Origin of the sequence: Candidatus Kryptonium thompsonii (assembly GCF_001535985.1) — a bacterium.
GTDB lineage: Bacteria > Bacteroidota > Ignavibacteria > Kryptoniales > Kryptoniaceae > Kryptonium > Kryptonium thompsonii.
The window spans coordinates 1-22,656 of the sequence record NZ_CZVS01000021.1 but is presented as its reverse complement, the minus strand read 5'-3'; the positions used below and the strand labels follow the sequence as shown (position 1 = coordinate 22,656).

The 22,656-nt window shown below is 37.2% G+C and carries 23 protein-coding genes, 1 tRNA gene and 1 other RNA gene; 16 read left to right on the top strand and 9 right to left on the bottom strand.

Annotation, left to right across the window (positions count from 1 at the left end; all coding sequences use genetic code 11):
- Window positions 1-4: 4 nt before the first annotated feature.
- Both atpA and atpG read left to right on the top strand, forming a co-directional pair.
- A complete protein-coding gene (gene atpA, locus AWW78_RS03770) occupies window positions 5-1,564 on the top strand; it encodes a F0F1 ATP synthase subunit alpha (protein WP_047134269.1) in 1,560 nt (519 codons plus the stop codon).
- A gap of 77 nt (window positions 1,565-1,641) precedes the next feature.
- The gene (atpG, locus tag AWW78_RS03765) at window positions 1,642-2,556 is read left to right on the top strand and encodes an ATP synthase F1 subunit gamma (RefSeq protein ID WP_047134268.1); all 915 of its coding nucleotides are present in this window, start codon (window positions 1,642-1,644) and stop codon (window positions 2,554-2,556) included.
- A gap of 3 nt (window positions 2,557-2,559) precedes the next feature.
- On the opposite strand, the gene AWW78_RS03760 is transcribed toward atpG, so the two are convergent.
- From AWW78_RS03760 to AWW78_RS03750, 3 genes are read right to left on the bottom strand one after another with little or no spacing between them, the layout of a single operon-like run.
- Window positions 2,560-2,991 carry a hypothetical protein gene (locus tag AWW78_RS03760; RefSeq protein WP_141653943.1) on the bottom strand — a complete coding sequence of 144 codons (432 nt, stop codon included), beginning with the start codon at window positions 2,989-2,991 and terminating at the stop codon, window positions 2,560-2,562.
- The gene (locus AWW78_RS03755; protein ID WP_047134266.1) at window positions 2,954-4,009 is read right to left on the bottom strand and encodes a TolB family protein; all 1,056 of its coding nucleotides are present in this window, start codon (window positions 4,007-4,009) and stop codon (window positions 2,954-2,956) included. The genes AWW78_RS03760 and AWW78_RS03755 overlap by 38 nt, the downstream gene beginning before the upstream one ends.
- Before the next feature lie 19 nt (window positions 4,010-4,028).
- Window positions 4,029-4,634 carry a LemA family protein gene (locus AWW78_RS03750; protein WP_047134265.1) on the bottom strand — a complete coding sequence of 202 codons (606 nt, stop codon included), beginning with the start codon at window positions 4,632-4,634 and terminating at the stop codon, window positions 4,029-4,031.
- 227 nt (window positions 4,635-4,861) lie between these two features.
- Between AWW78_RS03750 and AWW78_RS03745 the strand changes: the two genes are divergently transcribed.
- Both AWW78_RS03745 and AWW78_RS03740 read left to right on the top strand, forming a co-directional pair.
- Window positions 4,862-5,974, top strand: coding sequence for an ABC transporter ATP-binding protein (locus AWW78_RS03745; protein ID WP_047134264.1), 1,113 nt, complete (start codon window positions 4,862-4,864; stop codon window positions 5,972-5,974).
- The gene (locus AWW78_RS03740; protein WP_047134263.1) at window positions 5,971-6,846 is read left to right on the top strand and encodes an ABC transporter permease; all 876 of its coding nucleotides are present in this window, start codon (window positions 5,971-5,973) and stop codon (window positions 6,844-6,846) included. The genes AWW78_RS03745 and AWW78_RS03740 overlap by 4 nt, the downstream gene beginning before the upstream one ends.
- Here AWW78_RS03740 and purS read toward each other — a convergent pair.
- From purS to AWW78_RS03720, 4 genes are read right to left on the bottom strand one after another with little or no spacing between them, the layout of a single operon-like run.
- Window positions 6,841-7,098 carry a phosphoribosylformylglycinamidine synthase subunit PurS gene (purS, locus tag AWW78_RS03735; protein WP_047134262.1) on the bottom strand — a complete coding sequence of 86 codons (258 nt, stop codon included), beginning with the start codon at window positions 7,096-7,098 and terminating at the stop codon, window positions 6,841-6,843. The genes AWW78_RS03740 and purS overlap by 6 nt on opposite strands.
- Window positions 7,099-7,112: 14 nt before the next feature.
- Complete coding sequence (pssA, locus tag AWW78_RS03730; RefSeq protein WP_075426082.1) at window positions 7,113-7,883, bottom strand: CDP-diacylglycerol--serine O-phosphatidyltransferase; 771 nt, start codon at window positions 7,881-7,883, stop codon at window positions 7,113-7,115.
- A 5-nt stretch (window positions 7,884-7,888) separates the two neighbouring features.
- Entirely contained in the window at window positions 7,889-8,545 is a 657-nt protein-coding gene (locus AWW78_RS03725; protein WP_047134260.1) for a phosphatidylserine decarboxylase family protein, read from the bottom strand.
- Between the two features lie 13 nt (window positions 8,546-8,558).
- Window positions 8,559-9,299, bottom strand: a complete 741-nt coding sequence (locus tag AWW78_RS03720; protein ID WP_082360002.1) for a phosphoribosylaminoimidazolesuccinocarboxamide synthase — start codon at window positions 9,297-9,299, stop codon at window positions 8,559-8,561.
- A gap of 169 nt (window positions 9,300-9,468) precedes the next feature.
- On the opposite strand from AWW78_RS03720, the gene AWW78_RS03715 reads away from it, so the two are divergent.
- The 8 genes from AWW78_RS03715 (at window position 9,469) to ffs (ending at window position 14,447) form a co-directional block, all read left to right on the top strand.
- Window positions 9,469-9,684 (top strand): hypothetical protein, encoded by a 216-nt coding sequence (locus AWW78_RS03715; protein ID WP_141653887.1) that lies wholly within the window; start codon window positions 9,469-9,471, stop codon window positions 9,682-9,684.
- Between the two features lie 141 nt (window positions 9,685-9,825).
- Window positions 9,826-10,119: a BMC domain-containing protein gene (locus AWW78_RS03710; protein WP_047134258.1), complete on the top strand. Its 294-nt coding sequence runs from the start codon at window positions 9,826-9,828 to the stop codon at window positions 10,117-10,119.
- Window positions 10,120-10,149: 30 nt separating this feature from the next.
- Entirely contained in the window at window positions 10,150-10,644 is a 495-nt protein-coding gene (locus AWW78_RS10985; protein ID WP_047134257.1) for a BMC domain-containing protein, read from the top strand.
- A gap of 6 nt (window positions 10,645-10,650) precedes the next feature.
- A complete protein-coding gene (locus AWW78_RS03700) occupies window positions 10,651-11,568 on the top strand; it encodes a CdaR family protein (RefSeq protein ID WP_047134256.1) in 918 nt (305 codons plus the stop codon).
- A gap of 4 nt (window positions 11,569-11,572) precedes the next feature.
- Complete coding sequence (locus AWW78_RS03695) at window positions 11,573-13,150, top strand: M14 family metallopeptidase (protein WP_047134255.1); 1,578 nt, start codon at window positions 11,573-11,575, stop codon at window positions 13,148-13,150.
- A gap of 19 nt (window positions 13,151-13,169) precedes the next feature.
- Window positions 13,170-14,189, top strand: coding sequence for a DUF1028 domain-containing protein (locus tag AWW78_RS03690; RefSeq protein WP_082349198.1), 1,020 nt, complete (start codon window positions 13,170-13,172; stop codon window positions 14,187-14,189).
- 49 nt (window positions 14,190-14,238) lie between these two features.
- A tRNA-Leu gene (locus tag AWW78_RS03685) sits at window positions 14,239-14,324 on the top strand.
- Window positions 14,325-14,346: 22 nt separating this feature from the next.
- Window positions 14,347-14,447: signal recognition particle sRNA small type (gene ffs / locus AWW78_RS03680), an RNA gene on the top strand.
- Here the strand turns inward: ffs and AWW78_RS03675 are convergent.
- On the bottom strand, window positions 14,446-16,596 hold the full coding sequence (locus AWW78_RS03675) for a glycoside hydrolase family 57 protein (protein WP_047134254.1): 2,151 nt from the start codon (window positions 16,594-16,596) through the stop codon (window positions 14,446-14,448). The two genes, ffs and AWW78_RS03675, sit on opposite strands and share 2 nt — an antisense overlap.
- Before the next feature lie 198 nt (window positions 16,597-16,794).
- Between AWW78_RS03675 and tatC the strand changes: the two genes are divergently transcribed.
- The 4 genes from tatC (at window position 16,795) to AWW78_RS03655 (ending at window position 22,482) form a co-directional block, all read left to right on the top strand.
- Window positions 16,795-17,565: a twin-arginine translocase subunit TatC gene (gene tatC / locus AWW78_RS03670; protein ID WP_047134253.1), complete on the top strand. Its 771-nt coding sequence runs from the start codon at window positions 16,795-16,797 to the stop codon at window positions 17,563-17,565.
- 19 nt (window positions 17,566-17,584) lie between these two features.
- Window positions 17,585-18,556, top strand: a complete 972-nt coding sequence (locus AWW78_RS03665) for a polyprenyl synthetase family protein (RefSeq protein WP_047134252.1) — start codon at window positions 17,585-17,587, stop codon at window positions 18,554-18,556.
- Window positions 18,557-18,586: 30 nt separating this feature from the next.
- Window positions 18,587-19,477, top strand: coding sequence for a DUF6588 family protein (locus tag AWW78_RS03660; RefSeq protein ID WP_141653886.1), 891 nt, complete (start codon window positions 18,587-18,589; stop codon window positions 19,475-19,477).
- An 83-nt stretch (window positions 19,478-19,560) separates the two neighbouring features.
- Entirely contained in the window at window positions 19,561-22,482 is a 2,922-nt protein-coding gene (locus AWW78_RS03655; protein WP_047134250.1) for a S8 family serine peptidase, read from the top strand.
- 3 nt (window positions 22,483-22,485) lie between these two features.
- Here the strand turns inward: AWW78_RS03655 and AWW78_RS10430 are convergent.
- Window positions 22,486-22,656, bottom strand: a 171-nt coding sequence (locus AWW78_RS10430) for a TRAP transporter large permease subunit (protein WP_141653885.1), incomplete at its 5' end; no start/stop codon positions are given.

The following is a 22,656-nucleotide window of genomic DNA, read 5'->3' as shown; positions in this document are numbered from 1 at the left end:
TGTTATGGCAACGGTCGAAATTAGGCCTGATGAAATATCGGCTATATTAAGAAAACAGTTAACTGGATTTGAGAAAGAGGTTGATATTTACGATGTTGGGACTGTGCTTCAAGTTGGGGATGGGATAGCGCGTGTTTATGGGTTATCAAAGGTTATGATGAGCGAGCTGCTTGAATTTCCAAATGGCGTTATGGGAGTTGCGATGAATCTTGAGGAGGACAATGTCGGTTGCATTTTATTTGGTGAGGATACCCTTATCAAGGAGGGTGACATTGTTCGCAGAACAGGTAGACTTCTATCAGTCCCGGTTGGTGAAAAACTTCTTGGCAGGGTGATAAATCCACTTGGACAACCGCTTGATGATAAAGGACCTGTGGAATTTGAAAAGTATATGCCAATTGAAAGGAAGGCACTTGGCGTTATTTATCGTCAACCTGTGAAAGAGCCATTGCAAACGGGTATAAAAGCAATTGATGCGATGATTCCAATAGGCCGAGGGCAGAGAGAATTGATCATTGGGGATAGACAAACTGGTAAGACGGCGATCGCAATCGATACGATAATAAATCAAAAGTTTACACATACTGAAAGAGCGAAACAGTTGGGAATAAAACCAGTTTATTGCATTTATGTCGCTATCGGCCAAAAGATGTCAACAGTTGCTCAGGTTGTTGCAAAGCTTGAAGAGGAAGGGGCGATGGATTACACAATTGTTGTAGTTGCTTCTGCAAGTGATCCGGCTCCACTTCAGTATATAGCTCCTTATGCTGGATGTACAATGGGAGAATATTTCCGTGATTCGGGTAGGCATGCTCTTATCGTTTACGATGATTTAAGTAAGCACGCGTGGGCTTATAGGCAGGTCTCACTTCTCTTAAGGCGTCCACCGGGTAGGGAGGCGTATCCTGGAGATATATTTTATTTGCACTCGCGCCTTCTTGAAAGGGCTTCAAAATTAAGCGATGAACTTGGTGGTGGAAGTTTAACCGCGCTTCCGATAATTGAAACTCAAGCTGGTGATGTTTCTGCATACATCCCGACAAATGTTATTTCAATTACAGATGGGCAGATTTACCTTGAGCCTGGGCTTTTCAATGCAGGTGTGAGACCCGCTATCAATGTTGGTATTTCTGTCTCACGAGTTGGTGGAAATGCTCAGATAAAAGCGATGAAAAAAGTTGCTGGGAAGTTACGCCTTGAGCTTGCGCAGTATAGAGAACTAGAAGCATTTGCTAAATTTGCATCTGATCTTGACAAGGCAACTCAAGCACAATTGAGGAGGGGACAACGACTTGTTGAATTATTGAAGCAAGATCAGTATCAGCCGATGCCCGTTGAGGAACAAGTTGTTTTGATTTTCGCAGGGACACAAGGGTATCTTGATGAATTACCAGTTGAGTCAATTAGAAGATTTGAGAGTGAATTTTTAGCTTTTATGAGAGCAAGGCATAAGGATATTCTCGATAAAATTGCTGAGACGAAAGATCTTGATGATGAAACGATTCAAAATCTTCATTCGATTTTGAAAGACTTTGTCTCGTCGTTTAAATCGACGCTGAAGTGAATTTTGTAAAGTTATGTTTCACCCCCGCTCATTGCGGGGGTGAAGTTTGTCATTAAAAAATAAACTTTGAAAGATTAATGCCTGCTTTAAGGGATATCAAGCGACGGATCAACGCTGTGCGAAGCATACAGAAGATCACCAAAGCGATGAAAATGGTTGCAGCCGCTCGTTTGAGAAGGGCACAGGATAGAATTATTTCAGCAAGACCTTATGCTAAAAAAATTGATGAGTTAATTCAGCGTTTTATATTAACTTTTGAAGGTGGTTTTGATAATCCATTTTTAAAGCAAAGGGAAGTAAGAAACATTGCACTTGTTGTCGTAACTGCTGATAGAGGACTTTGCGGCTCATTCAACACGAATATAATAAGAAGAACATTAGCTTTGATAGAAGAAAGGAAAAGCGAACTCCAAGGTGGAAAAGTTAAACTAATTTGCGTTGGAAAGAAAGGATTTGATTATTTCAGCAGACATAAAAAGGATTTTGAAATAGTTGGAAGTTTCACAGGGCTCTTTAGAAAAACCATTGAGTATTCTTGGGTCCAAGAAATAATGAAAAGGATTGTTGACGGTTTTTTGATGGAAGAATTTGATAGGGTTGAGATAATTTATAATGAGTTTAAATCAATAGTTCAGCAAAGAATAGTGGTAGAACAATTTCTCCCTATAGTTTCAAAACTTGAAGTTGTAAAGCCGTCCAAAGGTGTGAAAGTTCCTATTGTTGAGTATATTTACGAGCCTGATCCCAAAAGCATCTTGAAGGATTTGATTCCGAAGTATCTTGAAACTCATATCTTGAGGGTTTTGCTTGAGTCAAATGCGGCGGAGCAGGCAGCACGAATGACGGCTATGGATAATGCTACAGAAAATGCAAATGAGCTTCTTAAAGATTTGCAACTTCTCTTTAACAAGACCCGCCAAGCTATGATAACAAAGGAGATGCTTGAGATCGCAAGTGGAGCTGAAGCGTTGAGAAAAGCAGGGATGATGTGAGGATTACCAAGCCATTGTTGATAGGTCGATCTCAATCTTGTTTAATTCGTTGACGTAGATAATGGTGTTTTCATTTTCAGTTATTTGAATTTCCCAATCCCCGCGCTGATTCTTCAGAACTGAGCCAAAGAGTTTACGCTTTTTAGTTTCCGTGAAAATTTCCCAGAAAACCCATCCAAAAAACGCCTCGCGATTTTTTAAATAAAAAGCTGGGACGCGAAATCCCAGCTCAACTTCAACATCTTTAACTTTCTTAGGAATGAAATTCAATTTTTCAAGCTTCTTGATGAAAATTTCAGTTAAATCAATGCTATCATACACGAGTTCAACCTTTGAGATATTGAATCTTCCACTGATAATTTCTTCAAAGATTTCTTCTATTTCTTTAAGTTTTTGCTCAGTCAACCCAGTCCGCGATGAATATATTTGTTTCACCCCGTTTTTTGTTATTTCTATTTGAGCACCAGACAAGTTTTTTCCCATCCTTGGTGAACATTGGAAAACCATCAAAGTCAGGGAAATAAGTTATTCTTTCGATCTCACCTGTTTCGATATTTACCATGTAAAGATCAAAGTCCCTTCCTTTTGGATCATGCATATTTGATGAGAAAATGATTCGTTGTCCATCGGGATGAAAAAATGGAGCAAAATTTGCTGCGTTATTATTTGTTATTTGTCGTTTGTTTTTTCCATCTGCATCCATTACAAAAATTTGCAGTTTCATAGGTTTAATATATCTATCTTTAAGAAGTTGTTCATACTCAGCGATCTCAGCTGAATCCTTCGGGTGATATGCGCGATAGCAAATTTTCTTTCCATCCCAGGAAAAAAATGCTCCTCCATCATATCCTTTTTCAAAAGTGAGTCGTTTGATATTTCTACCATCAAGATCCATCGTATAAATTTCAAGATCACCATCCCTCATTGAAGTGAAGACAATTTTATCACCCTTCGGTGAGACGGTTGCCTCGGCATCATAGCCTGGGGTATTTGTTAACTGCCTTAAATTTGAACCATCAGCTTTTGCTTTGAAAATATCGTAATCATCAAGTTTCCATACATAACCTTTGGAATAATCAGGTTTTGGAGGGCATTTTTCATTTATGTGGTGTGTTGATGAATAAATAATCTCTGTGTCGCCTGGCAAAAAATAAGCACATGTTGTTTTACCCTTTCCTGTGCTTACAAGTTTTAAGTCGCTTCCATCGATGTTCATTATAAAAATTTGATCACATTCAAAACTATCACGCGTGGATTGGAAGATTAATTTTGTTTCGTTAAAGGAAAAATATGCTTCGGCATTTTCTCCGCCAAATGTGAGCTGGCGAATGTTTTTAAGATGTTTTTCAAGTGGATGTTTCAGAGGTTCTTCTTGTGAGATGAAGGAAGAAAACAAAAGTGAAATCACAACAAAGGCGAGAAAAGTAAATGTTTTAATGGGTGCATTTTTCATATGTGTTTTGGGTTTATTTTTAAAACTGAACTTTAGGTGCTTGCTGCGCTTGTTCAGCCGCTTTGAAATAAGGTCTTTCTCTGAAGCCAAACATTCCTGCAATTATATTTACAGGGAATCTTCTTATATAGGTATTATACTGTTGTACAACTTCGTTATATCTTCTTCGTTCAACGGATATTCTATTTTCAGTTCCTTCTAATTGAGCTTGAAGTTGAAGGAAATTTTCGTTTGCTTTAAGTTGTGGGTAATTTTCAGCGACAGCAAGTAATCTTGCGAGAGCTGAACCGAGAGCATCTTGTGCCTGTTGAAATTTTGCAAAAGCTTCTGGGTCTTTCAAAACCTCTGGGCTTATATTTATCTGCCCAACCTTTGCTCTTGCCTCGGTAACCTGCGTGAAGACTTCTCTTTCATGCTTTGCATAGCCTTTGACTGTTTCAACAAGATTTGGGATCAAATCATATCTTCTTTGATATTGATTTTCAACCTGTGCCCATGATTGATTGACCATCTCATCAAGCCGAACAAGTTGATTATATGTCGAGGTTATCCATCCAACAATTAACAGTGCTACGATAATTATAAAGCCTATGACGCCAAGTACTGCAATTAAAGTTTTTGACATACCTCAAACCTCAATTTTTATTTTACTTGGTAAAAATGTAGCGAATTTTGATTTTATTTTCAAGGATAACTCGAGCTCAGATATTTCAAAACTTGATTTTTTCAAAAAGATTTTATATTTATTTAAAAAAAGAAGAAACGAAACATGAGCTGTCAAAAGGAAAACATATTTGAAATTGTGAAAGTTAACATGATAAAACCATTAAATTTGGAGGGAACTTAGAAGAGATGGGAGAGTTGGCATCATCTTCGGTTCAAGCCCTGGTTGAGATTCAGGGCGTAAGTAAATCTTTTAATAATGTTAAAGTTCTTAACAATATCAATCTTGTTGTAAACAAGGGGGAATTCTTCTCACTGCTTGGCCCAAGTGGATGTGGTAAAACAACGCTTCTCAGAATAATAGCTGGATTTGAAAGTCCAAACTCAGGGAGGGTTATAATTGACGGGATTGATTATACTGATATCCCGCCTTATAAAAGACCCGTTAATATGGTTTTTCAAAATTATGCTCTTTTCCCACATTTAAATGTCTTTGAGAACATCGCTTTCGGTTTAAGATATCAGAATCTCGGAAAGGCTGAAATTAGAAAAAGGGTTTTTGATGCGCTTGAGCTAGTTCAGTTAACGGGACTTGAAAATAGAAAACCTTCAGAATTAAGTGGCGGGCAAAAACAAAGAGTTGCGCTTGCAAGAGCTCTTGTGCTTAAACCAAAGGTTTTGCTTCTCGACGAACCGTTAAATGCTCTTGATCCGAAGTTAAGAAAGGAGATGCAAATAGAACTTAAGAAACTTCAGCATGAGGTTAAAATCACATTTATTTTTGTGACGCATGATCAAGAGGAAGCGTTGTCAATTTCAGATAGAATTGCTGTTATTAACAGGGGAGAGATTGAGCAAGTTGGCACTGGCTATGAGATATTCGAAAGACCAAGGACCGAGTTTGTAGCTAACTTTATGGGTGCAAGGAATTTATTTACGGGAATTTTGCATAGGCTGGACAAACATATAGTTGAAATTGAACTTCCAAATCTTGTGCGCTTTAAAGTTTTGAGCAATAAAAATCTGAGGTTTAATAACGGTGAATTCAAATTTATCGTCAGACCTGAAAAAATCTTGATAAGAAAAGCTCCTGTTAAAAACCAAGCCTTTGTATCCATCCCTGCGGTCATTGAGTCAAAACTTTATTGCGGGGCTTCAACGAGTTGGGTTTTAAGGGCAAATGGCTTTTTGATCTTTGTCGAGGAACAAAACAGAGATGTAAAGCTTAAGAATGAGTTTTCCCCTGGTGAAGAAGTTTATGTGGTTTGGGAGAAAAGAAATATGGTCTTTCTTGAAGTATGAGGGGTAAAGTTTACTGGGTTTTTCTTATTCCATCTGCGATGGTTCTTATTGTTTTCTTTCTCTTTCCTCTTTTAATAATGCTTTATTATAGCTTTTTGCAACGTGGGATCTATGGGGGATTTGAACCAATTGAGAATTTAAAGGAATATATATTTTCATTTGCTTGGTTGAAAAATTACATCAGGGTTTTTGATTCACTTTACATTCCAATTTATCTTCGCTCTATTTACATAGCCATTTTAACGACAATTATTTGCTTATTTATTGGATATCCAGTTGCATATTTTATTGCGTTGAAAGTTAAACCTGAAAATAAAATTCTGTATTTGTTCTTAATCATTGTTCCCTTGTGGACAAGTTTTTTGATAAGAACATATGCCTGGATTTTGATTCTGCGGGATGAAGGTTTAATAAATCTGTTTTTGCTTAAAATTGGATTGATAAATAAACCACTGCCTTTACTTTACAATGAATTTTCAGTCTTGCTTGGTCTCATTTATGGGGAATTGCCGTTTATGATCCTGCCAATTTATGCATCACTTGAAAAAATCGACATCAGTTTAATTGAGGCATCCAAAGACCTTGGGGCTGATGAGTTTAGGACTTTTAAACGAGTGATTTTACCACTTACCTTGCCAGGGATAATCGTTGGTGTTACGATTGTTTTTATCCCAACGCTTGGGTCATTTATAGTGTCTGATTTGCTCGGTGGGGCTAAAAGTATTCTTGTTGGTAATTTGATCCAAAATCAGTTTATAGTTGCGAGGGATAAACCTTTTGGCTCTGCGATAGCATTTGTGTTAAGTTCGTTCGTGCTTGTTTTGCTTTACATTTATAGAAAATTTTGGGGCGGGAAAATTGAAGTTTTATAATTTCGTGATTTTTTCAACTGTAAATTGATATTCCTCAGTCACGGGGTTTGAAAGAATTTTACGACAGATCTCGTCAACAATGGATTTAGCTTTTTCTTCGTTGTCCATATTTAAATTTATCTCGAAAAATTTTCCCGACCGTAAACTTTCTATCTCTTTATATCCAAGCGTTTCAAGAGCATGTTGAATTGTTTTTCCCTGTGGATCTAAAATTGTGTTTTTTAGTTTGACTATTATCTTAGCTTTTATCATCTTCCGATCAGTCTTTAAATATCAAAATCTTGAAAATCCTCAGTCTCGTCAGATGGTGTAGTTCCAGCAAAGCCAAGTATTGGTTTAAAAGTGTTAATTAATGATCTTATAGCGCCAGATAAGATAAATATTACAAACCACGGGAATATAATTTTACCTCGTGTTAGAATTCCAAGGATTATGCCAAGGTAAAAGTAAAAGAATTTAATTGGGGATGATTTCATTGATCTAAGGGAAAATTTTGGAATCGTTTCATATTTAATAGAACTTACCATAAGCAGGGAAAGTGCTATTACCATTGGGATCAAGGTAAGTTTTTCAAACTTCGACATTCCCGTCTCGCTATCATAGAACAAAATTATGTAAGAGGCAACAGTTGAAGCGGAAGATGGGATCGGGAGACCTTTAAAGAATTCTTTATCGAACCCGACGAGTTCAACATTAAATCTTGCCAGTCTGAGTGCACCAAATATCATAAGGAGTGAACTTAGGAATAAGCCAATTTCTCCAAGCTCATGAAAGTAAAATTTATAAACTAAGACAGATGGGGCAACGCCGAATGATATCACATCGGCAAGTGAATCAAGTTCAACTCCAAATTCGGTTGCCGACTTTGTTAGTCTCGCCATTGTTCCGTCAAGTGAATCAAATATGGCAGCAATAATTATGAACCACGCCGATTGAATGAAAGCCCCATTCATCGCATTTAAAATCGCAAGAAAACCTGAAAACATATTTAAAATTGTGAATAAACTCGGGACAAATATAAACTTATTTTTTCTCATTAAAATCACCTCTTAACTTTTGCTATTATAGTTTCACCTGCTTTTACTTTCTGTCCTATTGAAACAAGAATTTCAACCTTATTCTTTGGCATAATGACGTCAACTCTTGAGCCAAATTTAATCATACCATATCTTTGTCCAGTTTTAACCTTGTCTCCTTTTTTAACCTCGCATACAATTCTCCTTGCTATAAATCCAGCAATTTGTTTGACCATAATTTTTAGTCCGTCGCCTGTTTCTATTCCAATTATCTTTCTCTCATTATTTTCGGAAGATTTTTCTTCAAATGCAACAATATATTTGCCAGGAATGTACTTTAAAAATTTTACCTCTCCACTTATAGGAATCCTATTGACATGAACATTTAGTGGAGACATAAAAATGCTAATTTGAATTGCGTCGTCAAGGATGAACTCGTTTTCAAATAATTCTCGTATCAAGAATACTTTTCCATCAGCTGGCGAAATTACAAGATCATCACCGTTTGGTGTTTTTCTCTCTGGATCTCTAAAAAAGAAAAGTGTAAATCCACTTATAAGTATGGCAAGCAAAAATGTTACTGCTTTCAGCGCAACTGGTTTAATTAAAAGTGAAATTATTAATAGGGCTATGGAGAATGCAATTATCCATGCGACTGTAGAAATTCCGTATTTAGCTATCAAATTTCGTTCCCCATTAAATTGAGATTCGCCTTAAAATTTCCATATAGCTTTCACGGATATTGCCCATATTTAAGCGAACCCTTTCAAAATCTAATGGTTCGTTTGTTTCCCCATCCCAAATTCTGCATGTTCTTGGAGATATTTCATCTCCGAGCACAATGTCGTCTCCAAGTATTCCAAATTCAAATCTTGCGTCGACAAATTTTAAATTTCTTCGCTCAAAGAATGATCTCAAAATTGCATTTATCTTTGATGCGGTTCGTGTTATCATTGCTATTTCTTCAGGCGTTGAGATGTGCAGAGCGTAAATATGATATTCATTTACGAAAGGATATTGTGCACTGTTATTTTTGTAGTAGAGTTCAATGACTGGCTGATCAAGTAGTGTGCCCTTTTCAATCCCAAATCTATCGCAAAAGTTTCCAGCTGCTATATTTCTTACAACGACCTTTATGGGGATCATGTTAAGTTTTCTGACAAGCATAGATGTTTCGTCAATGGGCTTTATGTAGTGAGTAAGTAGATTAAAATTTCGAAGGTATTCAAATAAAATTGTGGAGATTTTATTTCGCAGTTCACCGTGTCCTTTCATTTTGAAAACAGTTCCGTTTCTTAAAACAATGGAATCTTTGAATTTCATTATCAAGCAATTCTCTTCTTCAGAAGTATAAAACTTTTTGTTGTTCCCTTCCAAAACGAGTTCAGGGGTGAAAGTCTGAATTTTGCTCTTCTTTAACATATTCGCTTTTGACATCAAAATTTTATCAAAAATAATAATAAAAAAATTGAGAGTAAAAAACAAATTTGTCTATTGCTGAGTGTTCATTTTTGATTTTTAAATTTGCCTTGTTTTGAGTTTGTTTGTAAATTAAGTACGAAAAAAACTGAAAAATGTTCTTGCCATGCTTGGACAGGATGAAAAAATGATCGTTGCAATGTTGAAGTTTCTCTTTCCTGGTGAACCTTTGCCAACAGCTTTTGAGAAGGCTGAGGGTATAATTGAAGTGCGAAAAAGGATAAAAAAGCATGTTCTTTCACTTATAAAGAAGTCCAAGTTGGATTGGTATGGATACGCAATACCATATGAGTTTGGTGGCGAGTTTGAAGAAAAAAGATTTTCCAAAGGTTTTGAAGATTGATAAAAATTTTGAACCATCGTGATAATTTTAACTTTCCAATAGGGGGTATGTGGATGGGTCAACATCTTACTTGATAATTTTAAAACAACTGATTATATTTTTTCAGATGCTTAAACAAAAACAAAATACGGTAATTGTAAAATGGCAGAAACACTTGATGCACTTGGAATGATTGAAACTAAGGGTTTAGTGGGTGCAATCGAAGCAGCTGATGCTATGTGTAAAGCTGCTAAAGTTACTTTAATTGGAAAAGAGGTTATAGGTGGTGGTTATGTAACGGTTATGGTACGGGGTGATGTTGGTGCTGTTAAGGCAGCTGTTGATGCGGGTGCAGCAGCTGCTCAAAGAGTTGGTGAACTTGTCTCAGTTCATGTGATACCAAGACCCCATGCTGATGTTGAGCTTATTCTCCCAAAGCGACCCGAAGGAAAATAAATTTAAAAAACTTAACTTGGGTTTTAAATTATGATTGAGTATGCCCTTGGAATGATAGAAACAAGAGGGCTTGTGGCTGCAATTGAGGCAGCCGATGCAGCTTGCAAAGCTGCAAATGTTAAGCTTGTTGGGAAAGAGTATATTGGGGGTGGCTATGTGACGATTAAGATAATTGGAGAAGTGGCAGCTGTTAAGGCAGCTGTTGACGCAGGTGCTGCAGCTGCTCAAAGGGTTGGGGAGCTTGTCTCAGTTCATGTGATACCGAGACCAATTGATGATCTTGAGATGTTAATTTATCCTGAAAAACCATTTGAGATCGTGCCTGGAAAATTGCAAGCTGATCCCGATGAATTATATGAAGCAAAGTCTCCAGATGAACTTCGTTCATACCTTGAAAGTTTGAGCGTTATGAAACTTCGTTCAATGGCGAGAAAAATTAAAGAAGTTGGACTTACGGGAAGAGAAATCTCAAAGGCGACCAAGGAAGAATTAATTGAAAAAATTATCAAAGCGAAGTTTGGTTGAGCTTAAATGAAGAGGTATGTTTCATTTATTGTTGCAACTTTGTTTGCTTTTTTTCTTTGGTTTGCTGTGAATCTTAACGGCGAATACGAGGAAAATTTCAAAGCGAAGATAATAATAAAAAATCTTCAGTCTGAAAAAGCCATTAAAGTTGATTATCCTGAATTTGTGAATTTGAAAGTAAAGGGGCAGGGGTGGAAAATCCTGCCCTTTTATTTTTTTTCTCGACCATATGTAACAATTGATCTTTCTAATGTGGGCTGGAGACTTCAAGTTAACTTGCTGAATGATCGCCGAGTTCATATTTCACTTCCAAGCGATGTTTACTTAATTCAGGTTGAGCCAGAATCTTTGAAACTTGAATTTGATCGCAAGGTTGAGAAGAAGGTGCCAGTTGTATTTTTACATGAAATTAAAGATAACAATAGTGACTTTGCATATCCACCAAGAGTTTTCCCCGATAGCGTTACAATCTCAGGAGCTGAATCTATAGTGTCAAGTATTGAAAGCATATCTACTAAAAAACTTTTGATTGAAAAATTAGGACAAGAGACTGAAACGAATATTGAACTTTTAAATCCAAACGAGAGATTGCTCAAGTTAAGTCACAATTCTGTTCGGGTAAAATTTTTAGTTGAACAAGTTGCAGAGCGTGAATTTACTATCCCTGTGGAAGTGACTGAAATTCCACCAGATAAAGAAGTTATACTTTTCCCACCTGATATCAGGGTTGTTGTCAGAGGGACTTTGTCGAAGCTTGTTTCGGCGGAGGCGAATATAAATACGACGATAAAGGCTTTAGTGAGTTATCGAGATGTTGTTAACGATAAAACGGGACTCGTAAGACCGAGGATAATTTTACCTGAGTATTTTAATCTTATAAGCGTTAGTCCAGAAGGTCTCGAATATATAATAAGGCAAAAGTGAAAATATGCTGGTGTTGTTAATTTTATCTCTATTTTGGATTTTTAATCCCGAGAAATTTCCAAAGTCACGGCCTGAGATAACCGACTACAAGCAGACATCGACATATTCTGATGTAATTAATTTTGTTGAGCAAATCACGAGGTCAAGTTCAATAGCAACTTTGAGTATGTTTGGCAAAAGTTATGAGGGTAGGGATTTGCCCTTGGTGATTCTTTCGAAACCAAAAGTTTCAAAACCTGAAGATGAAAGCGTTAGGGGGAAGTTTGTAGTTTTGATAATTGGGAACATACACGGCGGTGAGGTTGAAGGTAAGGAGGCGATTTTACATTTGTTAAGAAAATTTCACATTAACGATGAGTTTAAAAAGATGCTCGATAAAATTGTAGTTCTTGCAGTTCCGATTTTGAATGCAGATGGAAATGAAAAGATAAGTAGAGAAAATAGACCACACCAAAATGGCCCAGAGTTTGGGGTTGGGGTAAGGGAAAATTCACAAGGACTCGATTTAAATCGTGATTTCACAAAACTTGAAACACCGGAGATAAAAGCTCTCATTGAAGATGTAATCAATAAGTGGAATCCCCATCTCGTAATCGATTGTCATACTACAGATGGTTCGTATCATGGATATGTCTTGACCTATGCAACGGGTTTAAATCCAAATGGAAATTCTAAGATCACATCTTTTGTAAAAGATAAGTTGTTTGCCGAGGTAACTGATAAAATGTGGAGAAAGTACGGATATCGAATTTACTATTATGGAAACTTCATTGATCCGTTGGATCCATCAAAGGGTTGGATAACTTTTGATCACAGGCCAAGGTTTGGAACAAATTATGTTGGTTTGATAAATCGTTTTGCGATTTTGAGTGAAGCGTATGTTTATGCAGATTTTAAGACAAGGATCGATGCAACTGAAAAATTTATTGAAGAAATTTTAAGATTTGTGGTAGCAAATCGGGAGGAAATGCTTAACTTGATTAAGGAAGCGGATGAGCTTGCACTTTCCGGTGGCGTTGATTCACTTGGGATAAGATTTCAGATAAAGGAGTTTGACAAGTTAGAAAAAATCTATGGTTATAGAGTGATTGAGTATGTTGATACGTTGACTGGCGAGAAAAAAAGAAAGGTAAGCGATAAGCTTGAGATTTTTGAAATAAAAAATTTTGGCGAGTTCAAAATAACCGAGAAAAGGAAAGTTCCAATCGCATATGTCTTCAGCGGTAAATTTAAAAACATTGCAGAAAAGCTCATTGAACATGGGATAAGAGTTGAGCATGTGAAAGATAGCTTCAGAGGAGTTGCTGAAGTTTTCGTCGTTGATAGTTTAAAACATTCGGAGCGAAAATTCCAAGGTCATAATGAGGCGAGGTTATTTGGGCATTATGAAACTAGGGATGTTGAGATTGAGGGTAGTTATTATTATGTTTCAACTAGGCAGCCGAAGGTAAATTTGATTTTTTATCTTCTTGAGCCTGAAAGTGATGATGGTTTCGTTAATTGGAATTTCTTTGATGATTTTTTGATTCGTGAGATAAACGAGAATGGCACCGCGATCTTTCCAGTTTTTAAAATTTTTTAAACAAAAGGAGGTTGCTAAAATGAGGTTAATTTTAATTTTTGTGATCTCACTTTTTGTTCTGCTATTTGTTAATTTTTCATCCGAATTTATTGAGCCGAAGATAAGCGCAACATTTTCAATTGTGGCGTTTGACCCAGTGGCAAACGAAGCTGGTGTGGCTGTTCAATCGAAATTTCCAAATGTTAGGCCAATCGTTCCATGGGCAAAGGCAAATGTTGGAGCAATTGCCACGCAAAGTTTTGCGAATGTTGGATATGGTCCTGTTGGACTTGCACTTCTTGAGAATGGTGCAACAGCTGAACAAGCACTGCAAATTCTTTTGCAGAATGATCCACAGAGGGAGATAAGACAGGTTGGAATTGTAGATTTTAAAGGTAATGCTGCAAGTTGGACTGGGAGAGAATGTTTTGATTGGGCTGGAGGAATTGTCGGATATGGGAATGAGAAAAAATATGGCGGTAAAGGACAGATTATAGTTGGGAAATATTACGCTGTACAAGGGAACATACTTGTTGATCAAAGGACCGTTGAAGCTATGGCGAAGACATTCGAGGAAACTAAGGGAAACCTTGCTGATAGACTCGTTGCAGCACTTGTTGCGGGTGGAAAAGCAGGGGGGGATAAGCGTGGGGAACAATCAGCCGCACTTTTAGTTGTTAAGAAAGGAGCTGGGTATGATAGCACAATGGATAATTACATTGACATCAGCATTTATGATCACCCGAAGCCGTTGGAGGAACTTCAAAGACTTTATCAACTTCACAAACTTTACTTTTTCAAAAGCGATCCGAAGAATCTTGTAAAGATAGATGACAAAATATGTAGGGAATTACAGCAGATAATGAAAGACCGCGGTTTTTATGATGGACCAGTTAATGGCATTTTTGATGAAAAGACGAAAAAATCTTTACAAAATTTTATGGGCTGGGAAAACTATGATGTTAGAATAAGAGATGATGATATGATTGATCTTGAGGTTTTACAGGATATAAGGAAAAATTATGAGGTTTGGAAGTCACAACGTAAGGTAGGAAAGTAAAAAATTTTGTTTTGATGTCGCATTTTTTTAATTTTTAAAAGATTTTGGTGCCCGGGTGGCGGAAATGGTAGACGCACAGGACTTAAAATCCTGTGTCCCGAAAGGGACGTACCGGTTCGAGTCCGGTCCCGGGCACTGAGTGTTTTCCCGGTGTTTGGGTAAGGTCCTGCGCAACGGGATTGTGCTGAACCCCGCCAGGCCCGGAAGGGAGCAACGGTAGGCAACTAATCTCGTGTGACGCAGGGGTGCCTGCCCATCACCGGGTTTTGTTTTTTAAACTTACCACAATAGATTCATCTCTGGGCCATCTCTCAATTGCTTTATGGTCTTCATAGACATGGATATGGAATTTAATCTTTGAAATTTCATCACTTGCACATAATGTTTTTCTGCTTATTGCAAATTCAAATATCTCTTCGAAAGCATACTTTATCTCAAAAATTCCTTGCTTTTCTCTTTTCCCAATTTTCTTTACCGAGAAGCCTTCATGATTAAACTCAATTCTCGTCTCGCACGGTTCGATGAAGTGAATTTCAATCCTATGTTTTTCAGTTAAATTCCTTGATGTAGCAACCCTGATGAAAAATTTTTCTTCATTGAAACCAAAGTAAATTCTCTTCACCATTGCTGATACTTGATGCATCGCTGTTCCTATTTGAGCGGTATCATAGTAGCCCGCGCCTTCCCATTCAAAATTCCGTGTCCTTGAGCCATCTATTATTGGGTAAATAAACTTTTTAGGTTCAACAACGAAGAATTTGACAAATTTGCGCTTGATCGGATGTAAAAGTTCAACCGGTGGCTCAGCGTCGAGTAGCTCGTAAACCCTTATCAAGTGTTTTCTAAATAGCAGATCAAATTCATCAGCTTGTGCTGTTACATGTTCGTCCCCAAACCACCAGCACCAATCGCTTCCCTCGGCAATATAAATCTCTTCCCATGCCTTTTTGATTTTATCCTCGCTATGTTTGCCACTTAAACTTTCGCGAACAAGAAAATCGCGCGTTTGTTTTAACAAATCCCACGCTCTGTTATCTTCCTCATGACCTATCCAAATGTTGAAGTTAGCATTTATCCATGAACCCGGGTAGATGTTTTTTAAATCGTTCGTCTTTGTGTTCGAAAGGAAATCGTTTAATCTTATTGTTTCAATTCGCTCATCGTTTGAAATAAGCCAGTAGAGTGTCCTCAAGAAATCTTTGCCATCGCTTTGGTAATACTCCCAACAATTTTCCCCATCTAAGATTATGCTGACAAGTGAATATCTTAGTGCTTCTTCACCCTCGTTTTTAATTATTTCATCCCGAATTCTTAAAATTCTATTGACAAGATCATGGGCTGAATCATCGGGACCCCAGCTTGAATACACAAATCCAATTAAGTCTGAAAGGATTCTGTCCCTAAAAACAATTTTAATTTCACCGAAGGGGGTTTTAAATCTATATGGTTTATAAATTTTGATTCGACTGTTGTCTTTTATGTCACTTTCTCCTATGGCGAGGGATTTTAGCAAAACTTCTTCATCTGAAGCAGTCCATTTGATTTTGTTTTCAACCATGAGGCTTATAACTTCCTCGCTTATAGCTCCTTCACTTGGCCACATTCCGTTTGGATTTTCTCCAAAGATTTCGGTGTAGAGTTCAATTGCTTTTTTTATTTGTGCGTCAGCGTCTTCGGGATGTGTAAATTTTCGGGTTGGTAGTTTTATGTTTGGAGATGAAATTTTAGCCACGGAGCTATCGCAAAGCAAGGGCAAAATGGGATGATAAAATGGGCTTATGCTAACTTCAATTTGTCCTCGCTCTTGAGCCTCGATGTGTTTTGGAATTATCCTTGATAAAATTTCATAGTGACCTTTAATTAAGATTTGCTTTTCTTCTTCTGTAAAATTTTTCCCTTTTTCAAAAAGTTTTTTAAACGGCTCATCATACTTGCTATATTCTCCAACCCAGACAAGGTTATACCAAACCTGAAGATCGAGCCAATCCTGTTGTGTGAAGTTAAGACTTACTTCTTCGAATTTTTCATTGCTGTATGAAAAGCCACCACGTTTGTTGAAAAGCTCAAGATACCTTGGATATGGTTTTATCATTCTATCAAAATTCGCCATGAAAAAATTTTTTAAAATTTCAAATTTGTCGTCTTCGGTTAGGTCTTCGGCTTTTTTTCGCGTAAGCTTAAGGATTTTATCTTCTGCTTTGTTGTTGACATAATCCATAATTTGAAGTATAAGAGAGGGGGCGAGGTTAAAAGTTTGTTTTATTTTGGGATAATCGTCAAGTATTCGCACCATGTCCCAGTAATCTTTAACGCCGTGAAATCTAACCCACGGCAGAAGATATTCACCATTTTCTTTGTAGTAAGGTTGATGTTGGTGCCACAAGAATGCAACTCTTATTGGTTCCATTTTTTCATCTTAATTTATTTTCGCATGTATTATCGGCATAGTTTTAAATTAACAAAATTAGCTGTACTTCTCAAGCAGGTTTGTGAAGTTTGAAATAATGGGTGGTTTAGGTTTAATTTTGAAAGTTTTTAAAGTTGATTTTAACCCTTTAATTGCTTAACTTATCAAAAAATTTTTAATGAAAGACGATTCTATTTCATGAGCGAGGTTGATGTAAAAAATGTGAATCTTCGGGGAGATTCTGAGATTTCTGAGAAAGAGATGACATTTTGGGAGCATCTCGAAGAGTTAAGGGCGAGGATTATAAAGTCGCTGCTTGGGATTGTGGTCGGAGTTATAGTTTGCGCTTTTTTTAGCGATGTCATAGTCAATGGGATTTTAATTGTGCCAGCCAAAAGGGCAGGGTTTGAGCTTCAAAATCTCAAACCGTATGGTCAATTTATGCTTTATATGCAGGTTGTTGTCATTTCTGGATTTGTTTTAAGTTTGCCATTTACACTTTATCAGTTTTGGAAATTCGTTGAGCCTGGTTTATTGCCCCGTGAGAAGAAGTATGTTCTATGGATAGTAGCTTTTTCTTCTTTATGTTTTTTTGCTGGGATAGTTTTTGCTTATTTTATTCTTCTTCCTGTTTCTTTGAAATTTTTTGCTGGTTTCGGTAGTAAAGAAATTCAAAATATAATTGCTATAAACGAATATATGAGTTTTGTTATCGGTCTTATACTTGCTTCTGGGATTGTGTTTGAACTTCCGATGCTTTCATTTTTTCTGGGTAGGATCGGCATTTTAACCCCTGCTTTTATGAGACATTATAGAAAGCATGCCATCGTTGTGATTTTGATAATAGCTGCTGTTTTAACCCCTGGACCTGACATCGCAAGTCAAGCGACACTTGCGATTCCCCTTTACTTACTTTATGAGCTTAGCATATTTGTCGTTCAGCTCACGGGTAAAAAACCAAAATTTTAAAACAAAAACAGTGTAAGTTGTGAATTTAACCGAGATAATACAGCCTATAAAGACGGAATTGCTGGAATTTGAGCGTTTTTTTAAAAAAATGATGTTTTCAAAGGTTAAACTTCTTAACATAATCTCCCACTATATTTTAAGGCAAAAGGGCAAGAGGATAAGACCAACACTTGTCTTTTTAAGTGCGAAGCTTGTTGGGGATATAAATGAATCCACTTTTCATGCAGCTACTCTTGTTGAGCTTCTTCACACCGCAACGCTTATTCATGATGATGTCGTTGATGAGTCAGATATGAGGCGTGGTTTTCCATCGTTAAATTCAATTTGGGGGAATAAAGTTGCTGTTCTTGTTGGCGATTTTTTTCTTGCCCAAGGCTTGCTTTTGTCGTTGAAGCATAAGGAGTATAGATTTCTCCATATAACAAGCGAGGCGGTGCGAAGGATGAGCGAGGGGGAACTACTTGAGATTCAAACTTCCAGATCAAATGACATTGATGAGGAAGTATACTTTAGGATAATTTCGGATAAAACGGCTTCTTTAATTTCAGCATGTTGTGAGCTTGGTGCAGCAAGCACAACGGATGATGAGGTTGTGTTGTATAAACTTAAAAATTTTGGCGAGAATCTTGGGATTGCTTTTCAATTGCGTGATGATTTGCTTGATTATATGGGGGAAACCAGCATCACTGGCAAGCCTGTCGCTTCGGATATAAGGGATGGGAAAATAACACTGCCGTTAATCTACGCTTTGAAAAACTCATCTCGTAAGGAATCCCGTCGTGTGATGAAGATCATAAAAAATAATCCGAGAAACAAAGATATTTTTTATGTGATTGACTTTGTTAAAAGTTATGGAGGCATTGACTACACTTTAAAAGTTGCTGAAGAGTATCTTGAGAGGGCGAAATCTTTAATATCTGATTTTTCGGATTCACTGGCGAAAGCATCTTTGCTCAAACTTGCTGATTTCGTTCTTGAAAGAGTAAGTTAAAACTTTAAAAACTTAATTATGGAGGTAAAAATGAGGTGGTTAACTATACTAATTGGAGTTTTTTTAGTTTCGCCAATCGTTGCTTTTTCACAAGTCGATAAAAATCTTGGAAGTTTCCCGGAGTCCGCTGCTAAAGGTTATATTCAACCGCTCGTTGATGTGATGGGAGCAAATTTAAACTCTGGGCTTTATCACACAGCGTCAATGAGTAAATTTTTGGGGTTTTATGTTGGCGTTAAAGGGATGGCTGTTTTTGTTCCATCATCGATGAAAAAATTTACAGCTGAGCTTGGCTCGGATTATAACCCTTCAAGGGTTGAAACTGCAACGGTTTTTGGCGATAAAGACGGTGGAGCAAAAACAAAGTATGGAAATTTTCCAGATAGTGTTAAATTACCTGGTGGGATTGGTTTAAAACTCGTTCCACTTGCTGTTCCACAAGTAAGTTTGTCAACTATGAATTCTGAGCTTCTCGTTAGATTTGTTCCATCAATTAAAATCAATGACGATGTCGGAAGTGTAGATTTACTTGGCATTGGGCTTGGGCATAGCATAAGTCAATATATCCCAATGTTTCCGATAAATGTTGCAATTCAAGGTGTATATCAGCAGTTAAAAATCGGAAATTATCTTAAAGCGACCGCTTTGAATGTAAATGTTCATGCGAGTAAAAGTTTCGTTTTCTTTACGCTTTACGGGGGCGTTGGATACGAAACATTTTCAGCAGATATAAACTATTCATATAAACCGCCTATTCCTATTGCTGATATAATTAAGACGATAAGTTTTAGCTTGAAGGGCAAAAATAATTTCAGGGCAACTGCTGGGTTCAAATTGGGGTTTGCGATTTTCGATTTAAATGTTGATTATTCCATTGGCAGTGTAAATGTTCTTTCGGCTGGCTTTGGCTTTTCATTCTAAACCTTAATTTTAAAACGATATTGCTTCTTTAAACTACGGTGGAGCAAGGAGTTTAGATTTTTTAAAAAAGTTTAGATTTAGTTATGCGAATAATTTTGTTGTTTCTTGTCTGTTTATTTGTGATTTTAGTTACGCCTGTTTTTTATCATAGTGGTAATGACTTTGATCTCGTTGGGCTTACGATAAATAAACTTTATTATCAACCCAACGATGAAGAGCGCTTGTTCATCCCTGGAATCGCAATTGTTAAGTTCAAGCCAGAGTATAAACATCGTCTCGCTTTGAACAAGGTTGAAATAGATGAGTTTACCGATATCTCAACCAAACTTGGGGTAAGCTCAGTCGAGAAGATGTTTCCAACTCATGATGCTCGTTTTTTAAAAAGAGGAGAGCCCGATTTAAGTTTATTCTACATTGTTCGTTTTCCAGAGATGATGAGTGTTGATTTTGTCGTTTCAAAATTATCGCAACTTAAGAGCGTTGAATACGCAGAACCACATTACATTTATAGACCCAATTTTATTCCAAATGATCCGTATTTTGAGACCAAGCAATGGTATCTCAGGAAAGTCGAGATACCTCTCGCATGGGATTTGTCCCAAGGTGACACTAACATCGTAATTGGAATTGCTGATACAGGTGTTGACCTTGATCACCCAGATCTTGCGGGAAATATATGGCGAAATTGGCGGGAAATTCCAGGCAATGGGGTTGATGATGATGGTAATGGTTATATAGATGATTTCGTTGGTTGGGATTTTGGTGGAAAAGATAACTTCAATAATCAAAGATCAAAACAGGATAATGATCCGAGCGAGAAGAAGCCTGTCCATGGCACTCATGTTGCGGGCATTGCTTCTGCTGTGACGAATAATGGAATAGGTGTTGCAGGCGTTGGTTTTAAGTGTAAAATTATGGCTGTTAAGGTTTCTATTGATGATGATTCGGACAATTTAATTTATTATGGGTATGAGGGTATCGTTTACGCAGTTGACAATGGTGCGAAAGTTATAAATTGCAGTTGGGGAGGTGGTGGGGGATCGAGGTTTGAGCAGGAGATAATAAATTATGCCACTTCAAAAGGTGCGCTTGTTGTAGCAGCTGCGGGAAATAGTAGGAGTGATGAGTTTCATTCTCCATCTGGGTATAAACATGTTTTAAGCGTTGCTTCTGTTGATTCAAATGATATTAAAGCTGGGTATTCAAACTTTGGTGAAACAGTCGATGTGAGTGCTCCTGGTGGAGTTTTTGTTGTCGATGGTGGGATCTTCAATACTTGGTATAACGACACTTACACAACTTTGACTGGGACATCGATGGCGAGTCCCCTTGTTGCTGGAATTGCTGGACTTGTCAGGGCTAAATTTCCCAACTTAACTCCCGATCAAGTTGCTGAAAAGATAAGAGTTACAGCTGACCCAATAGATGATAAAAACCCAAGTTATCGTTATCAGCTTGGTTATGGTCGTGTTAATGCTTACAGGGCTTTGACGGTTAGTTCCCCAGCGGTTAGATTTGAAGATTTCGTGATAGATGATTCGCTTGGAAATAAAGATGGTGCCATTGATCCTGGTGAAGTGGTTCAGATTAGGGGAATTTTTAAAAACTATCTTGAGCCAGCTTCAAATCTTATTGCACGACTTGAAACTTCCGACTCTTATGTTCAAATAATAAATGGGACTTTTACAATTGGTTCTCTTGGTACTTTGCAGAGTAAAAGTAATTTAGACGAACCATTTAAATTTCAAATTTTGCCCAATACCCCAGAAAATTATACTGTAAAGTTTGTTGTTAAAATTTCTTCTGGCTCATATTCCGATTTCATGTATTTCAAAGTCTTTGTTAGACCTACATTTAGGGAGCATAATGCTAACTTTATAACTTTGACTATAACAAGCAGAGGGAATCTTGCTTTTAATGATTATCCACACAACACACAAGGGAAAGGTTTAACTTATCGTGGTGGAAATAATCTACTTTTTGAAGGTGCTTTTATGGCTGGAGTTAGTAATTCTAAAATTGTCGATGTGGCAAGGGATGAAACGGGGCAGAAGCAGAATAGAGATTTCTCTGGAAAGACTTCCTTTTACCTTATAACGCCTGGGGAGATTTCAGCGCAGGATGGCTTCTCAATTTTTACCGATTCATTGGCACCAACCCAAAATAGAATTGGGATTGAGGTTTTACTTAATAGTTTTGCTTTTGATCAAACTTTTGATGACATGAATTTTGTGTTGTTGAAGTATTCGATAGTAAACAAATCTGGAAGGGATTATCAAAATTTCAGGGCTGGTTTATTTCTTGACTTTGACCTTGGAAGTGCTTATGAGAATGTAGCTGCTTATGATGCAGTTGGGGACTTTGTTTATGTGTATGATGTTGATACAGCTGGTGAAAAAACGGTTACTGGCATTGCACTTGTTGGCGGGAGTGAACAAGGAATATGGTTTATAAACAACGCTGGGGATGATCTGTGGGGGATATATGATGGTTTCACAAAGGATGAAAAATGGGAGGCGTTGAGTTTTAAAGGTGTTAAAAGAAATTCAGCAGGAGCTGGCGATGTATCTGTGGTGATTTCTGGTGGAAGTCAATTGCTGAAAAATAACGATACATTGAAACTTGGTTTTGCGATTGTTTGCGGGGATAGTGTGCAGGTTTTAAGAAAAGCTGTTTTGAGAGCGAGGGAAAGGTGGCTTCAAATTATAACTGATTCGGGTAGTAATAATCTGATCCCGGATAAGTTCGTTTTATATCAAAATTATCCAAATCCGTTTAATATTGAAACAAATATAAAATTTGCCTTGCCTAAGCCAGCGAGTGTCACGATTGAAGTTTTTGATTTGCTCGGTAGAAAAGTAAAAACACTGGTTCAAGGCGAAAGATTTGAACCGGGTGTAAGAATAGTCAAATTTAAAGCGGATGAGCTTCCAAGCGGAGTTTACATTTACAGAGTTAAGGCAGGTGAATTTCAAGATAGCAAAAAGATGGTTTTGATAAAGTGAAGTTTATCTTCTCACCAAAAGCAGGGATATCTCCGGGATGTAGGTTATTAACAGGAGCCCGATAAAAAGTATCAAGATAAACGGTAATGTCGCTAGGTAGATTTTAATTATGGGCTTTTCAAATCTGAAACTTGATATGAAGAGATTTAAACCAACTGGTGGTGTGAGGTAGCC

What these genes read in the sequence shown, in the direction of transcription:
- atpA (WP_047134269.1), top strand. Translation starts at nt 5, where the DNA reads ATGGCAACGGTCGAAATTAGGCCTGATGAAATATCGGCTATATTAAGA.
- pssA (WP_075426082.1), bottom strand. Translation starts at nt 7,883, where the DNA reads ATGAGAAAAAATAAGTTTATATTTGTCCCGAGTTTATTCACAATTTTA.
- AWW78_RS03745 (WP_047134264.1), top strand. Translation starts at nt 4,862, where the DNA reads ATGGGAGAGTTGGCATCATCTTCGGTTCAAGCCCTGGTTGAGATTCAG.
- AWW78_RS03755 (WP_047134266.1), bottom strand. Translation starts at nt 4,009, where the DNA reads ATGAAAAATGCACCCATTAAAACATTTACTTTTCTCGCCTTTGTTGTG.
- AWW78_RS03675 (WP_047134254.1), bottom strand. Translation starts at nt 16,596, where the DNA reads ATGGAACCAATAAGAGTTGCATTCTTGTGGCACCAACATCAACCTTAC.
- AWW78_RS03710 (WP_047134258.1), top strand. Translation starts at nt 9,826, where the DNA reads ATGGCAGAAACACTTGATGCACTTGGAATGATTGAAACTAAGGGTTTA.
- AWW78_RS03700 (WP_047134256.1), top strand. Translation starts at nt 10,651, where the DNA reads ATGAAGAGGTATGTTTCATTTATTGTTGCAACTTTGTTTGCTTTTTTT.
- AWW78_RS03695 (WP_047134255.1), top strand. Translation starts at nt 11,573, where the DNA reads ATGCTGGTGTTGTTAATTTTATCTCTATTTTGGATTTTTAATCCCGAG.
- AWW78_RS03740 (WP_047134263.1), top strand. Translation starts at nt 5,971, where the DNA reads ATGAGGGGTAAAGTTTACTGGGTTTTTCTTATTCCATCTGCGATGGTT.
- AWW78_RS10985 (WP_047134257.1), top strand. Translation starts at nt 10,150, where the DNA reads ATGATTGAGTATGCCCTTGGAATGATAGAAACAAGAGGGCTTGTGGCT.
- purS (WP_047134262.1), bottom strand. Translation starts at nt 7,098, where the DNA reads ATGATAAAAGCTAAGATAATAGTCAAACTAAAAAACACAATTTTAGAT.
- AWW78_RS03690 (WP_082349198.1), top strand. Translation starts at nt 13,170, where the DNA reads ATGAGGTTAATTTTAATTTTTGTGATCTCACTTTTTGTTCTGCTATTT.
- AWW78_RS03660 (WP_141653886.1), top strand. Translation starts at nt 18,587, where the DNA reads ATGAGGTGGTTAACTATACTAATTGGAGTTTTTTTAGTTTCGCCAATC.
- AWW78_RS03750 (WP_047134265.1), bottom strand. Translation starts at nt 4,634, where the DNA reads ATGTCAAAAACTTTAATTGCAGTACTTGGCGTCATAGGCTTTATAATT.
- tatC (WP_047134253.1), top strand. Translation starts at nt 16,795, where the DNA reads ATGAGCGAGGTTGATGTAAAAAATGTGAATCTTCGGGGAGATTCTGAG.
- atpG (WP_047134268.1), top strand. Translation starts at nt 1,642, where the DNA reads ATGCCTGCTTTAAGGGATATCAAGCGACGGATCAACGCTGTGCGAAGC.
- AWW78_RS03655 (WP_047134250.1), top strand. Translation starts at nt 19,561, where the DNA reads ATGCGAATAATTTTGTTGTTTCTTGTCTGTTTATTTGTGATTTTAGTT.
- AWW78_RS03720 (WP_082360002.1), bottom strand. Translation starts at nt 9,299, where the DNA reads ATGTCAAAAGCGAATATGTTAAAGAAGAGCAAAATTCAGACTTTCACC.
- AWW78_RS03715 (WP_141653887.1), top strand. Translation starts at nt 9,469, where the DNA reads ATGATCGTTGCAATGTTGAAGTTTCTCTTTCCTGGTGAACCTTTGCCA.